The organism is Alistipes megaguti (genome assembly GCF_944320325.1).
In the GTDB taxonomy this organism is placed as follows: Bacteria; Bacteroidota; Bacteroidia; order Bacteroidales; family Rikenellaceae; genus Alistipes; species Alistipes megaguti.
Genome location: NZ_CALUHA010000006.1, coordinates 55,486 through 69,567 on the forward strand (window position 1 = coordinate 55,486; position 14,082 = coordinate 69,567).

The 14,082-nt window shown below is 62.5% G+C and carries 11 protein-coding genes; 4 read left to right on the forward strand and 7 right to left on the reverse strand.

Features of this window, described 5'->3' with window-relative positions; all coding sequences use genetic code 11:
• Positions 1–28 precede the first annotated feature (28 nt).
• Both pyk and PUQ42_RS02930 read left to right on the forward strand, forming a co-directional pair.
• A complete protein-coding gene (gene pyk, locus PUQ42_RS02925) occupies positions 29–1,504 on the forward strand; it encodes a pyruvate kinase (RefSeq protein WP_273370831.1) in 1,476 nt (491 codons plus the stop codon).
• A gap of 3 nt (positions 1,505–1,507) precedes the next feature.
• Complete coding sequence (locus PUQ42_RS02930; protein ID WP_273370834.1) at positions 1,508–2,959, forward strand: lipopolysaccharide biosynthesis protein; 1,452 nt, start codon at positions 1,508–1,510, stop codon at positions 2,957–2,959.
• A 36-nt stretch (positions 2,960–2,995) separates the two neighbouring features.
• Here the strand turns inward: PUQ42_RS02930 and buk are convergent, their stop codons facing one another.
• From buk to PUQ42_RS02965, 7 genes are all read right to left on the reverse strand, one after another.
• Positions 2,996–4,063 (reverse strand): butyrate kinase, encoded by a 1,068-nt coding sequence (buk, locus tag PUQ42_RS02935; protein WP_087405046.1) that lies wholly within the window; start codon positions 4,061–4,063, stop codon positions 2,996–2,998.
• 46 nt (positions 4,064–4,109) lie between these two features.
• Positions 4,110–5,018, reverse strand: a complete 909-nt coding sequence (locus PUQ42_RS02940) for a phosphate acyltransferase (RefSeq protein WP_122120500.1) — start codon at positions 5,016–5,018, stop codon at positions 4,110–4,112.
• Positions 5,019–5,066: 48 nt separating this feature from the next.
• Positions 5,067–6,269 carry an acetate/propionate family kinase gene (locus PUQ42_RS02945; RefSeq protein WP_273370839.1) on the reverse strand — a complete coding sequence of 401 codons (1,203 nt, stop codon included), beginning with the start codon at positions 6,267–6,269 and terminating at the stop codon, positions 5,067–5,069.
• 43 nt (positions 6,270–6,312) lie between these two features.
• Positions 6,313–6,687 carry a fluoride efflux transporter CrcB gene (gene crcB / locus PUQ42_RS02950; protein WP_087405045.1) on the reverse strand — a complete coding sequence of 125 codons (375 nt, stop codon included), beginning with the start codon at positions 6,685–6,687 and terminating at the stop codon, positions 6,313–6,315.
• A 105-nt stretch (positions 6,688–6,792) separates the two neighbouring features.
• Positions 6,793–8,049, reverse strand: a complete 1,257-nt coding sequence (locus PUQ42_RS02955; RefSeq protein ID WP_273370844.1) for a glutamate-5-semialdehyde dehydrogenase — start codon at positions 8,047–8,049, stop codon at positions 6,793–6,795.
• A gap of 4 nt (positions 8,050–8,053) precedes the next feature.
• Positions 8,054–9,145: a glutamate 5-kinase gene (gene proB / locus PUQ42_RS02960; protein WP_273370846.1), complete on the reverse strand. Its 1,092-nt coding sequence runs from the start codon at positions 9,143–9,145 to the stop codon at positions 8,054–8,056.
• A 67-nt stretch (positions 9,146–9,212) separates the two neighbouring features.
• On the reverse strand, positions 9,213–9,884 hold the full coding sequence (locus PUQ42_RS02965) for a response regulator transcription factor (RefSeq protein ID WP_273370848.1): 672 nt from the start codon (positions 9,882–9,884) through the stop codon (positions 9,213–9,215).
• 256 nt (positions 9,885–10,140) lie between these two features.
• On the opposite strand from PUQ42_RS02965, the gene PUQ42_RS02970 reads away from it, so the two are divergent.
• Together PUQ42_RS02970 and PUQ42_RS02975 are read left to right on the forward strand one after the other, a co-directional pair.
• Positions 10,141–12,291: a DUF349 domain-containing protein gene (locus PUQ42_RS02970; RefSeq protein WP_273370850.1), complete on the forward strand. Its 2,151-nt coding sequence runs from the start codon at positions 10,141–10,143 to the stop codon at positions 12,289–12,291.
• Positions 12,292–12,396: 105 nt separating this feature from the next.
• Positions 12,397–14,022, forward strand: coding sequence for a CTP synthase (locus PUQ42_RS02975; protein ID WP_122120506.1), 1,626 nt, complete (start codon positions 12,397–12,399; stop codon positions 14,020–14,022).
• Positions 14,023–14,082: the final 60 nt, after the last annotated feature.

Genomic DNA, 14,082 nt, shown 5'->3' on the forward strand with positions numbered 1-14,082 from the left:
GTTATCAACGCAAAAAAAGAATATCGTTATGTACCGCATGAAAAAAACCAAGATCGTTGCCACCATGTCGGATTTCCGCTGCACCGAGGAGTTCGTCCAGAAGCTCTTCGACGCCGGAATGGACGTCGTCCGCGTCAATTCGGCCCACGTCTCCGAGGAGGGTGCCACGAAGATCGTCGAGACCGTACACCGGGTCAACCCCGCCATCCCGATCATGATCGACACGAAAGGTCCCGAGATCCGCGTCACGACGATCGCCGATGAATACGGAAACAGCATCCGCTTCCAGGCCGGTGACCGCGTCGTCGTGCGCGGCTCCGACGGCTCGGACCTCTCGACGCGCAAGGTCATCTACATGAACGTCCCCTCGATCGTCCGCGACATCCCCGTCGGCGCCCGCATGCTGATCGCCGACGGCGAGTTGGAGATCCGCGTTCTGGGCAAGAGCGACGAGGAGCTCGACTGCGAATTCGTGGTCGGCGGAGCCCTCCGCTCGCGCAAGAGCGTCAACGTGCCGGGCGTCTCGATCGACCTCCCGTCGGTGACGGCCAAGGACCGCCGCTTCATCGAGTGGGCCGTGCGCAACGACGTCGACTTCATCGCCCATTCGTTCGTCCGCTCGGCACGCGACGTGAAGGCCGTGCAGGAGATCCTCGACGCCCACGGCAGCAACATCAAGATCATCTCCAAGATCGAAAACCAGGAGGGGCTCGATAATATCGACGAGATCATCGAGGCCTCGTACGGCATCATGGTCGCCCGCGGCGACCTGGGGGTCGAGCTCCCGGCCGAGGAGATTCCCAACGCCCAGCGCCGCATCGTCGAGAAGTGCATCTGCGCCAAGCGTCCGGTGATCATCGCCACGCAGATGCTCTATTCGATGGTCAAGTCGCCGCGCCCGACCCGTGCCGAGGTCAGCGACGTCGCCAGCGCCATCTACGAGCGTGTCGATGCCGTGATGCTGAGCGACGAGACCGCCATGGGCGACTATCCCGTCGAGTCGGTCGAGACGATGGCCCGCGTGGCCCGCGCCATCGAACGCGACGGCGAGCACTTCCAGCCGATGATCGACATGAACATGGTCTCCGTAAACCACGAAATCACCGCCCAGCTGGCGCGGTCGGCCGTGCGCGCCTCGACCAACCTGCCGATCAAGTATGTCATCCTCGACACCAAGACCGGCCGCACGGGACGTTATCTGGCGGCGTTCCGCGGCCGCAAGACCGTCATGGCCGTTTGCTACTCGCTCCACGCGCAGCGCATTCTGGCCCTGTCGTACGGCGTAGTGCCCATTCTGCGCAAGCAGGAGCTCTCGGACCGCTACCACTTCCTGGTCGATGCGCTGGAGTTCATCGACCAGTACCGCAAACTCGATGACGAGGATCTGATGGCCATCGTCGGCGGCAGCTTCGGCCCCGACGGCGGCGCTTCGTACGTCGAGATCTCCAACGTGAGAAATCTCCGGCGCCGCAACGCCGAGATCGTCGCCCTGCAGAAAGCCTAGGTCTTGGCCGGAGAACTCAAAGAGAAGGTCACTCAGGGGGTCGCCTGGAGCATGGCCGAGAAGATCGGATCCATGCTTCTGACCATGGCCGTGCGCTTCGTGATCCTGCGTCTGCTGACGCGCGAGATCATGGGCTTCATGGCCATCCCCACGGCCATCGTCACCGTGCTTCTGGTCATCGTCGACGGCGGTTTCTCGCAGGGCCTCATCCGCCGCAAGGATCCTTCGGGAACGGACTACAAGTCGGTCTTTCTCTTCAACATGACCGTCTCGCTGGGCTGTTACGTGGGAATGGTGGCTACGGCGCCGCTGCTGGCCCGCTGGTACGACATGCCCGTCATCGCTGAGATTGCTCCGGTCTTCTACCTGCTGCTCCCGCTGACGGCCCTGTGTGCCGTGCAGAACACGATCTTCATCCGCCAGTTTCGCTTCGCCCTGCTGTCGAAGGTCACCTTCCTCTCGTCACTTGTCGGCGGGCTGGCCGCCATCGGCTGCGCGTTGGCCGGGTGGGGAATCTGGAGTCTGGTCATCGAACGGGTCGTCTCGGTGGGGCTGCGCACGGGTATCCTCTGGTGGCTCAGTGACTGGCGCCCCCGCGGCAGCTTCTCCCCGCAGCCGCTGCACGAGATGTCGAAGTTCGGATGCAGCCTGATGGCCACCGACCTGATCTCGAACTTCTACAACAAGATCCCGCAGTTCTTCCTCGGATCGCTCTATCCGGCCGCTACGCTCGGCTCGTTCGATCAGGCCGTCAAGATCAAGGACATGCCCGCGGTGACGGGCGTCCAGGCCGTGCAGAATGTCACCTTCCCGGCCTTTTCGAAGATCCGCGACGACCTTCCGAAACTTACCGAAAGCTACCGCCAGGTGGTGATGATCGTCGCCTACGTCATGTTTCCCGTCATGCTGGGGCTCTCGGCCGTGTCCCACGACCTCTTCGCCGTGCTGCTGTCCGAAGAGTGGATGCCCACGGTCCCCTATTTCGAGGTGGTCTGTCTGGCCGGGTTGTTCTCGCCCGTGGCCGTCATCTCGATGAACATCCTCAAGGCTCGCAGCGCCGGCCCGCTCATCGTGCGGCTCGAAATCCTGAAAAAGATCGTTATGACGGTGATCTTTGCCGTGACGATCCCCCACAGTGTCATGGCTGTCGTCTGGGGACTGGTTGCCATCGCCTTCTGCGAAATGGCCATCAACTTCTGGGCCACGCGCCGCTTCACGCAGCTGACCCTCGGCCGCTTCCTCCGCACGCTGCTCCCCATGGTACTGCTCTCCGTCGTGATGTGGCTGGCCGTACGCGGCGTCGGAATGTGGATCCCCGACAGTGCCATACTGCGTCTGCTGGCCGGGGTGACGGTCGGCGTGGCGCTCTACGTCGGCCTCTCGGCCCTCTTCCGCCTCGAAGCCTTCCGTCTGGTCTGCGACCTCCTGAAAAAACAGATCGTCCACAAGGCGTAGACGATCTGTTTTCCATTCGGGTGCGATGCCCGTCTCCTATTCGTAGACTTTCGGGGTGATGATTCCCCGCAGCACCACCAGCGCATTCTGTACCAGCGCCTCGAGTTCATTCTCTCCGGGATAGACCGTCACCGGGGCGATGAACGAGCAGTGGCGGCGGATATACTCCACGACCGGCTCGTTGTAGGCGATGCCGCCCGTGAGCAGAATGCCCTCCACGTCTCCCTCGAGTGCGGCGGCCATCGCACCGATCTGCTTCGAGATGTTGTAGCACATGGCGTCCAGCACCTTTCGGGCCCGCTGGTCCCCCTGTGCGATGCGTTCCATCACCTGAATGACGGAGTTTGTCCCCAGATAGGCCACCAGTCCGCCCTTGCTCGAAACGTATTTCAACAGCTCCTCGCGGGTGTACTGTCCCGAGAAGCAGACCTTGATCAGGTCGCTCGACGGAATGCTCCCCGCTCGGTCCGGGGCGAAGGGTCCGTCGCCGTCCAGCGCATTGTTGACGTCAACGATCCGCCCCCGGCGGTGAGCTGCCACCGAGATGCCGCCGCCCATGTGGGCCACGATCAGGTTCGTCTCCTCGTATGTGCGGCCCGTCTTCTTGCAGTGCAGCCGCGCGATGGCCTTCTGGTTCAGGGCGTGGAAGACCGACTTGCGCGGGCACATCGGCATGCCGGTGATCCGCGCCGTGTCGTCCATCTCGTCCACCACCGGCGGATCGGCAATGTAGGCCTTCACCTTGGCCATGTGGGCGATCTGGGCCGCAAGCAGTCCGCCCAGGTTGCAGGCGTGCTTCATAACGGCGTTGCGCAGGTCGTAGCGCATCCGCGAATTCACCTCGTAGACTCCCGCCGGTATCGGGTGGATCAGCCCTCCGCGGCCGATGACGGCCGACAGTTCGCGAAGCGGAAAGTTTGCCTCGCGAAGGGCCGAAAGGATCAATCCCCGCCGCCAGTCCAACTGGTCGATGACGTCGGTGAAGCGTTGCAGCTCCTCGGTCGAATGGCGCAGCGTCAAATCCAACAAAGGCCGCTCTTCCTCGTAAAGAGCGACCTTTGTGGATGTTGAGCCGGGATTTATAGCTAAGATCTTGTAGCTCATAAAGTTTTCGGTTCAGGGTTAGTGCGCGGCTATCCCGCCGCGAAGGTCATTTCTTCACGGCCAGGCAAGCCAGTGCGATCGAGTAGAGTTTCGTGAGGCTCGTATCGCCGCGCGAGGTCAGCACGCACGGTACGTTCGTACCCATGACCATGGCGGCCAACTCGCCGCCGCACAGGTGCGTCGTGCTCTTGAAGAAGACGTTGGCCGATTCCAGGTTCGGGAAGAGCAGGCAGTCCGGATCGCCGGCCACCGACGAACCCTTCACCTTCTTGTGCTCGGCAACCTCCTTGTAGAGGGCTACGTCCAGCGACAGCGGGCCGTCGACAATCACGTTGCCCAACTGGCCGCGGTCGCCCATCTTGGCCAGAATGGCGCCGTCGGTCGACGATACCACGCTCGTGAGAACCTGCTCCGAGGGGGCGATGCAGGCGATCTTCGGGCAGTCGATGCCCAGCAGCTTGGCCGTCTGGGCCAGGTAGCCGATCTGCTTCATCTTCTGCTTGAAGTCCGGCAGCGGAATGACGGCCACGTCCGAGATGATGAGCAGCTTGTGGTAGCACGGCATCTCGATGATCGAGACGTGGCTCAGCACGCCCTTCGGCGGGAAGAGGCCGGCATCCTTGTTCAGGATTCCGCGCATGTATTTGTCCGTCGAGACCAGACCCTTCATCAGTACGTCGGCATTGCCGGCCACTACGGCGGCGACGGCCTGCTGCACGCACTTCACGTCATTGGTTTCGTTGACGATGTTGAAGGCCTTGATGTCGATGTTGTTTTCCGAGCAGACCTGCTCAATCACGGCCTTGTCGCCGTAGAGCGTCGGCTCGACAAGTCCCTTCTTGTAGGCTTCGTAGACCGCTGCCAGCGTGTGCGAATCCTGGCCGTAGGCTACGGCAAGACGTTTTTTACCCCTCTTTCTCGCCTCTTCGACGATTTCGGTAAGATGCTGAATCATGATGTTTGAGTTTTTTGGGATGGTTTATCCGTTGTTTGTTTGTCTCTTCTATTTGACCAGGTTGTAGGTGTCCGTGGCGATCATCAGCTCCTCGTCGGTGGCAATCACGGCCACCTTCACCTTCGAGTCGGCCTTCGAGAGCAGCTTGTTCACGCCCCGGGCGCCGCGGTTGGCCTCCGGGTCGAACTCCACGCCCATGAACTCCAGACCCGTGCAGACCGCCTCGCGCATCTCGCTCGAGTTCTCGCCCACACCGCCCGTGAAGACGATCAGATCCACGCCGCCCATTTCGGCCGCATACTGCCCGACGAACTTCTTGATGCGCAGGTAGTACATGTCGCGCGCCAGGATGGCCCGTTCGTTGCCCTCGTCGTAGGCGCGGTCGATGTCGCGCATGTCGCTCGAGATGCCCGTCAGACCCAGCACGCCCGACTTCTTGTTCATCATCGTGTCGAGTTCGGCGTAGCTCATCCCCTCCTTTTCGCCGATGAAGGTGATGGCGCTGGCGTCAACCTGGCCGCAGCGCGTGCCCATGACCAGACCGTCGAGCGGCGAGAAGCCCATCGACGTGTCGTACGACTTGCCGTCGAGCACGGCCGTGATCGAGGCGCCGTTGCCGATGTGGCAGGTGATGATCTTCGAATGTGCGAAGTCCAGACCGGCCAGTTCGGCGCCGACCCGTGCCACGTACTTGTGGCTCGTTCCGTGGAAGCCGTACTTGCGCACGCGATATTTCTCATAGTATTCGTAGGGCAGGGCGAACATGTAGTTCACGGCCGGGATCGTCTGGTGGAACGACGTGTCGAAGACCGTCACCTGTCTGATGCCCGGAAGCACCTTCTCCACGGCGTTGATTCCCTCGAGGCTGGCCGGGTTGTGCAACGGTGCGATCTGGCACAGCGACTGGATCTTGGCCTTGACATCCTCCGTGACCAGGCAGCTGGCCGGGAAGTATTCGCCGCCATGGGCCACGCGGTGGCCGACGGCCTTCACCTCGTCGAGCGACGCGATGACGCCGTGCAAGGGGTCGGTCAGTGCCTCGAGCACCAGTTTGATGCCGGTCGTATGGTCGGGAATCGGCTGGTGGAGTTCGAAGGGCGTCTTGCCCACGGGTTTGTGCGTGAGGTCTCCCTCCGGAAGGCCGATGCGTTCCACGAGTCCTTTGGCGAGCAGTTTGCCCGATGCGTCCGTCATGTCGATCACCTGGTATTTGATCGACGACGAACCGCAGTTCAATACGAGAATTACCATAGTTTATTCTTTTTGAGTCTTTGTTGTTTCATTCGTTTTTGCCTCACGCCGTGCGGGTCTGCGAGCCGAGGAGCATGCCCAGCGCCGTAAAGAGCAGGCAGACCGCGATGCTCAGCACCACATAGCAGACCGCCGGGGTGTAGTCGCCGGCCCTGAGCAGCCGCACCGTATCGGCCGAAAAGGTCGAGAAGGTCGTGAAGCCTCCGCAGAGCCCCGTCACCAGCAGCCATCCCCACGTTGAGGAGTTGAGTGTCTGGAGCAGGAAGCCGATCACGAGCGATCCTACGGCATTGACCGTGAAGGTCCCCAGCGGAAAACCGAACAGCAGATGGCCGCCGAGCATCCATGTCGAAAGCGCATGACGGGCCATACAGCCGATGGCGCCGCCCAGTCCCACGCAGAAGAGTTCACGAATCATAAGTAAAAGTAGATATTATTCTACGGACTTGCAAATTTAACGAAAAAAATGATTACGGATTGTTCTGTTTTTTTGCCCGAAAAGCGGGATCTTTCATCCGTTCTGCTACGGTTGCCGGATCTGGCCGTCGCCCGTGACGATGTATTTGTAGGTGGTCAGTTCGGGAAGTCCCATCGGACCCCGGGCGTGGAGCTTCTGGGTCGAGATCCCGACCTCGGCCCCGAAGCCGAACTGTCCGCCGTCGGTGAACGACGTCGGCAGGTTCACGTAGAGGCACGCCGCATCGACGCGGCGCGTGAAGCGTTCGGCCGCCGACGCATCTTCGGTTACGATCGACTCGCTGTGGTGCGACGTGTAGCGGGCGATGTGTGCGAGCGCCTCGTCGAGCGACGCAACGCTCCGGATGGCCAGCTTGTAGTCGAGAAACTCCGTGCCGTAGCTCGCTTCGGTGGCCTGTTGGAGCAGCTCGGCAGGGTAGTGCCCTTCGAGGGCCGCGAGCGATGCGGTGTCGGCGTAGAGCGTGACGTGGCGTTCGGCCAGCGGGGCGCAGAGCGCCGGCAGGTCGTCGAGCCGCGAGCGGTGGACGAGAAGGCAGTCCAGGGCGTTGCAGACGCTCACGCGGCGTGTCTTGGCGTTGCAGATCACGCGGCGCCCCTTTTCGACATCGCCCGCTGCATCGAAGTAGGTGTGGACGATCCCCGCACCGGTCTCGATCACCGGTACGCGGGCCTCTTCGCGCACGAAGCGGATCAGTCCCGCACCGCCGCGCGGAATCACCACGTCGACGTAGCCCACGGCGTGGAGCAGCGCCCCTACGGCGGCGTGGTCCGAAGGCAGCAGCGTGAACGACGCTTCGTCGATCCCCGACCGGCGGAGCGCTTCGTGCAGCACGCGGGCAATGGCCTCGTTCGAGCGGCGGGCGTCGCTGCCGCCCTTCAGCACGCAGGCGTTGCCCGTCTTCAGGCAGAGCGAGAAGATGTCCGTCGTGACGTTGGGCCGCGCCTCGCAGATCATCCCCACGACGCCGAACGGCACGCGCACCTTGCGGATCGTCATGCCGTTGGGGCGCTTCCAGGCGGCCAGCGTCTCGCCCTGCGGCGAGGGAAGTCCGGCAACGGACTCCATGTCTGCGGCCATCGTCTCGAGCCGCTCGGGCGTGAGCCGCAGCCGGTCGCACAGCGGCGACGTGGGGTCCATGGCGGCCAGATCCTCGGCGTTGGCCGCGAGGATCTCCTCCAGGTGGCGGCGCAGCGCTTCGGCCGCCGTGCGGACCGCCTCCGAGAGGCGTTCGGCCGGGATGTCAGGCAGGGCGGCGCCGGCTTGCCGGGCCGCCTCGAAAAGGGGTTGGTAATCGGTTTGCATGCGTCTATTCCAGATAGAGGTAATCACAATGAATCAGCGGGCGGAGCCCCTTGCGGCCCAGGTTGCGGCGGGCCGTGGCGCTGTCGCACGCGATGCGTCCCACGCCCAGCGGCATCCCTTCGGGCGAAAGGATCCGCACGATGTCGTCGCGCTCGAAGTCGCCCTCGACCTGCGTGACCCCCACGGCCAGGATGCTCGCCGCCTGGCTCCGCCGGATGGCCTCGACCGCTCCGGCATCGAGCCGCAGCGCCCCCTTGGCGAAGCCTTCGCTGCTGGCTATCCACTTCTTGAGCCCCGAGGCCGGGCGGGCGGAGGGCTCGAAACGCGTGCAGATCACCTCGCCGTCGCCCAGAACGAGCTCCGTCAGGATGTTGTCGCGGCGGCCGTTGGCGATCACCACCTCGATCCCTTCGCCCGCCACGCGGCTGGCGATGCGGTTCTTCGAGGTCATGCCCCCGCGCCCGCGCGACGAACGCGTCGCGTCGATATAGGGCGAGAGGTCCTCGCCCGGAGCCACGCGCCGGATGATGCGCGAGGCGGGATCCGACGGCGAACCGTCGTAGATGCCGTCGACGTTGCTCAGAATCAGCAGCGCATCGGCCCCCATCATCGCCGCCACGAGCCCCGAAAGTTCGTCGTTGTCGGTGAACATCAGCTCCGTCACGGAGATCGTGTCGTTCTCGTTGACGATCGGGATCACCCCGGCCGTCAGCATCGCCTCCATGCAGTTGCGCTGGTTGAGGTACTGGCGCCGCGTCGAGAGGCTCTCCCTGGTGGTGAGCACCTGCCCGCACGCAATGCCGTATTCGTGGAACAGGTCGTAGTAGCGCGTCATCAGCCGCACCTGTCCCACGGCCGAATAGAGCTGGCGTGCCGAGACCGTGTCGATGCGTCCCGTGCACGGTTCGAGCAGGCTGCGCCCCGAGGCTACGGCCCCCGACGAGACGAGTATCGTCTCGATGCCCGCCCGGTGGAGGCGTGCCAGCTGGTCGACCAGCGCCGAAATGCGCGTCGTGTCGGGCCGGCCGTCCTCGCGCGTGAGCACGTTGCTGCCCACCTTGACGACGATCCGGCGGTATTTACCTTCCTGTATCATGATTCTTAACCTTGCTAACCTTTTTCATGCGGACCGATCTCCCATCGGTCCGACCGAACGCCCCCTCTCAGGGCTCGTACTTGTAGCCGACGCCCTTGACCGTGACGATGCGTTCGTCGCCGATCTTCTGGCGCAGCTTGCGGATGTGGACGTCGATCGTGCGGTCGCCCACGACCACCTCCGCACCCCAGATCTTGGCGTAGATCTCCTCGCGCGGAATCAGCTTGCCCGGCGACGAGTAGAGCAAATCGAGCAACGCGAACTCCTTGCGCGGAAGGCTGATCTCCTCGCCGTCGCGGATCACCATGTAGCGTTCGCGGTCGACCGTAATCCCCGCCGAAGGCCGCTTCTCGGGAGGCGTGCCGGCGTCGATGCGCTTGAGGATCGCCTGCACGCGGCTCACCAGCAGCTTCATCTTGATCGGTTTGGTCAGGTAGTCGTCGGCCCCCACGCCGAAGCCCGTCAGCTGCTGCTCCTCCTCGCCCAGCGCCGAGAGGAAAACCACCATCGTATCCTTCAGTTCGGGGTTGGCGCGGATCGCCCGGCAGGTCTGCGCACCGTCCATCACGGGCATCATCATGTCCAGCAGGATCAGATGCGGATGGCACTCGGCGGCAACCTTCAGCGCCTCGGCGCCGTTCTGCGCCGTGAAGACCTCGTAACCCTCGCGGACGAGGTTGTATCGGACGAATTCGAGGATGTCCACCTCGTCGTCCACCAGCAGGATGCGATGGCTCATTGTCGTCAGGTTCTGGGGCGGCGGACCGGAGTGCGCCGCGGGGTATACAACTTGCGAATGTAACAAAAATTTTCCGAAATCCCGCCGTTTTTTTCGGCGGATCACCTCCCCGCGGTGCGGGACCGTTCCGCTGTAGGTCGGGATTGCGCGCTTGTTGCAGGTTTTGTCGATTTCTCTTTCGGGTTCCGCATAAAATGGTTATATTTGCGGGATTTATGGACGCTCCCTTCGCCGGGATGCAAAAACCTCTACTGTGATGGCTACTGAAAAATCGACACTTCCTGCTCCCGAGGAGCAAGTCAGCCCCGTGGCTGAAGATGCGAAAACGAGTCCCGTGGCGACTCCCGAATCCGCTGAACCCGAAACTCCGACCGAGGCGTCGACCCCGGCTGAATCCGTGACGGCCCCGATGCCGGAGACTCCGCAGGAGCCCGTCGGTGCCGCTCCGGAAGAGGTAGCCCCGGAAGAGGTGGCACGCCCCAAACGCGCCCGGATCAAACCCGCTGCGGAACCCGTCGCCGAATTCGATGACGAGACGGCTCCCGCTGACGTGCGGGTCGATTTCGCCGACGAGGAGGCCGCTCTGGCCGCCCACGACGCCGGACTCGAACTCGAGGGCGAAACCGCCGAGGAGGCCGAAGCCGATCAGCTGGCCGAAGAGCAGAAAAGCTCGCCCGAGGAGAAGTTCGCCGGCAAGAGCAAGGAGGAGCTCGTGGGACTCTTCGCCCGCATGCTCGAAGAGCAGCCCGTACAGTCGATCCGCCGCGATGTCGAGGCGCTGAAGATCGCCTTCTACCGCCTGCGCCGCGCCGAGGTCGAGGCGGCACGCCGCCGCTTCCTCGAGGGGGGCGGTGCCGAGGAGGATTTCGCCCCTGCCGTCGACGGCGCCGAGGTGCAGCTCAAGGAGCTCTTCAAGGAGTACCGCCGCCGCCGCGACATCTTCATCGCCAACCTCGAGGCCGAAAAGGAGGCCAATCTCAAGGTCAAGCAGCAGATCATCGAGGAGCTCAAGGAGCTCGTAAACTCCGATGAGACGCTCAACCATACCTTCAACAAGTTCCGCGAACTGCAGCAGCGCTGGCGCGAAACGGGACCCGTTCCCCAGCAGTACATCAAGGATCTCTGGGAGACCTACAACCTCCATGTCGAGAACTTCTATAACTTCATCAAGATCAACAAGGAACTGCGCGACCTGGATCTGAAGAAAAACTACGAACAGAAGGTCGCCCTCTGCGAACAGGCCGAGGCCCTGCTGCTCGAACCTTCGGTGGTCGAGGCCTTCCACAAGCTGCAGAAGCTCCACGATCAGTGGCGCGAGACGGGTCCCGTGGCCAACGAGTACAAGGAGACGCTCTGGGAGCGTTTCAAGGCCGCTTCGAGCCGCATCAACAAACTGCATCAGGAGCACTTCGAGGCCCTGAAGGCCGAACAGGTCAAGAATCTCGAACTCAAGACCGGCCTCTGCGAGGCAACCGAGGAGCTCGCCTCGCAGCCGCTCACTACCCGCAAGGAGTGGAACCGTGCCAGCGACAAACTGCTCGAGATCCAGAAGACCTGGAAGACCATCGGTTTCGCCCCCAAGAAGGACAACAACCGTATCTACGAACGTTTCCGCACGGCCTGCGACAAGTTCTTCGAGGCCAAGCGCCAGTTCTACGCCGGCCTGAAGACCGAGATGGAGCACAACCTGCAGCTCAAGAACGAGATCTGCGAGGCTGCCGAATCACTGGTGAACAGCGAGGAGTGGAAGAAGACCACTGACGAACTGATCGCCCTGCAGGCCCGCTGGAAACAGATCGGCGCCGTCTCGCGCCGCCACTCCGAGGCCGTCTGGAAACGCTTCCGCGCCGCCTGCGACAAGTTCTTCGAGCGCAAGGCCGCCCACTTCGCCTCGGTCGACGGCGAGTATGAGGAGAACCTGCGCCGCAAGCAGGCCCTGCTCGACGAAATGGCCGCGGCCGACGTCCGCACGGGCGGCTACGAGGTGATCCGCGACTTCCAGCGCCGCTGGAGCGAGATCGGATTCGTGCCCATCAAGCAGAAGGATGCCATTCAGAAGCGATACAAGGCCGCCGTCGACGAACTCTTCAACGCCCTGCGCGGTTCGGAACGCGACCGCTCGATGGGCCGCTTCCGCGAGAAGATCTCCTCGATGAAGGGCTCCGGCGACCGCCGCCTGCGCACGGAACGCGACCGTCTCTACAACAAGGTGCGTCAGCTGGAGCAGGAGATCGCCCTGCTGGAGAACAACATCGGATTCTTCGCCAAATCGAAAAACGCCGAGTCGCTCATCGCCGACGTGCGCGCCAAGATCGAACGGGCCCGCCAGGAGATGGCCGCAACCGTCGAGAAGGTCCGCATGATCGACCGCCAGGAGGCCGACGCAGACAAGGACCCGAACGCCTGACAGATGCTTCTCAAACCGTATCGATCGGAGCCAGTCCGGTCGATCGGTGTTTAAGGATTCAACCGTAAGAGACAGACAAGACAAAATACAGAAAATCAAAACAGCATGAAACTGACCAAACCCAAGTACATATTCGTGACGGGCGGTGTGGCATCGTCGCTCGGCAAGGGTATCATTTCGGCTTCGATCGCCCGCCTGCTGCAGGCGCGTGGCTATTCGGTGACCATTCAGAAACTCGACCCCTATATCAACGTCGACCCCGGAACGCTCAACCCCTACGAGCACGGCGAGTGCTATGTCACCGAAGACGGCGCCGAGACCGACCTCGACCTGGGCCACTACGAACGCTTTACGAATCAGCCCACCTCGAAGGCCAACAACGTCACTACGGGCCGCATCTACAAGAGCGTCATCGAGAAGGAGCGCAAGGGCGAATACCTCGGCCGCACGGTGCAGGTCATCCCCCACATCACCGACGAGATCAAACGCCGCATCCAGCTGCTGGGTCAGACCAAAAAGTTTGATATCATCATCACCGAGATCGGCGGTACGGTCGGCGACATCGAGTCGCAGCCCTTCATCGAGTCGGTGCGTCAGCTCCGCTACTCGCTCGGCTACAGGAATACGGCGCTGGTCCATCTGACGCTGATCCCCTACATGGCCGCTTCGGGCGAGATGAAGACCAAACCGACGCAGCACTCGGTCAAGGCGCTGCTCGAGAACGGTCTGCAGCCCGACATCCTCGTGCTGCGCGCCGAGCGTCCCCTGACCACCTCCCTCAAGCGCAAGGTGGCCCTCTTCTGCAACGTCGACGCCAACGCCGTCATGGAGTCGATCGACGTGCCGACGATCTACGAGGTGCCCCTGAAGATGCACGAACAGCACCTGGACGAGGTCGTTCTCGACAAGCTCAACCTCCCGGCCGAGAAGGAGCCCGACATGACCGCCTGGAGCGCCTTTGTCGACAAGATCAAGCACCCCTCCCGGAAGATCGACATCGCCCTGGTCGGCAAGTACACCGAACTCCACGACGCCTACAAGTCGATCAGCGAGTCGTTCATCCACGCCGGGGCGGTCAACGACTGCCACGTCAAGCTCCACTACGTCAACTCGGAGAAGATCACACCCGAGACTGTTGCCGCCCAGCTGGGCAAGATGGCCGGTATTCTGGTGGCCCCCGGTTTCGGAAACCGCGGCATCGAGGGCAAGATCGAGGCCGTGCGCTTCGCCCGTGAAAACCGCATTCCGTTCCTCGGAATCTGCCTGGGCATGCAGTGCGCCGTGATCGAGTTCGCCCGCAACGTCCTCGGCATCGCCGACGCCAACTCGAGCGAAATGGAGCAGACGGCCCATCCGGTCATCGACCTGATGGAGGAGCAGAAGGGTGTCACGGCCAAGGGCGGCACGATGCGTCTGGGCGCCTATCCCTGCGTGCTGAAGAAGGGTTCGAAGGTGGCTGCCGCCTACGGGAAACTCAACATCTCGGAGCGTCACCGCCACCGTTACGAATTCAACAACGACTATCTGGAGCGTTTCGAGGCCGCCGGCATGAAGGCCGTCGGCGTGAACCCCGACACCAATCTGGTCGAGGTGGTCGAGATCGAGGACCATCCCTGGTTCGTCGGTACGCAGTACCACCCCGAGTACAAGAGCACGGTGTTGAGCCCCTCGCCGCTCTTCGTCGCCTTCGTCAAGGCCGCACTCGATTACACCGACGCGAAAAAAAAGTAGCCCGGCCCGGTTTGATCGCTTCCCCGTTTGATTACTCACTCAAAAACAAGCAACAACGTT

What these genes read in the sequence shown, in the direction of transcription:
- PUQ42_RS02975 (WP_122120506.1), top strand. Translation starts at nt 12,397, where the DNA reads ATGAAACTGACCAAACCCAAGTACATATTCGTGACGGGCGGTGTGGCA.
- PUQ42_RS02970 (WP_273370850.1), top strand. Translation starts at nt 10,141, where the DNA reads ATGGCTACTGAAAAATCGACACTTCCTGCTCCCGAGGAGCAAGTCAGC.
- pyk (WP_273370831.1), top strand. Translation starts at nt 29, where the DNA reads ATGTACCGCATGAAAAAAACCAAGATCGTTGCCACCATGTCGGATTTC.
- PUQ42_RS02945 (WP_273370839.1), bottom strand. Translation starts at nt 6,269, where the DNA reads ATGGTAATTCTCGTATTGAACTGCGGTTCGTCGTCGATCAAATACCAG.
- proB (WP_273370846.1), bottom strand. Translation starts at nt 9,145, where the DNA reads ATGATACAGGAAGGTAAATACCGCCGGATCGTCGTCAAGGTGGGCAGC.
- PUQ42_RS02940 (WP_122120500.1), bottom strand. Translation starts at nt 5,018, where the DNA reads ATGATTCAGCATCTTACCGAAATCGTCGAAGAGGCGAGAAAGAGGGGT.
- PUQ42_RS02965 (WP_273370848.1), bottom strand. Translation starts at nt 9,884, where the DNA reads ATGAGCCATCGCATCCTGCTGGTGGACGACGAGGTGGACATCCTCGAA.
- buk (WP_087405046.1), bottom strand. Translation starts at nt 4,063, where the DNA reads ATGAGCTACAAGATCTTAGCTATAAATCCCGGCTCAACATCCACAAAG.
- crcB (WP_087405045.1), bottom strand. Translation starts at nt 6,687, where the DNA reads ATGATTCGTGAACTCTTCTGCGTGGGACTGGGCGGCGCCATCGGCTGT.
- PUQ42_RS02955 (WP_273370844.1), bottom strand. Translation starts at nt 8,049, where the DNA reads ATGCAAACCGATTACCAACCCCTTTTCGAGGCGGCCCGGCAAGCCGGC.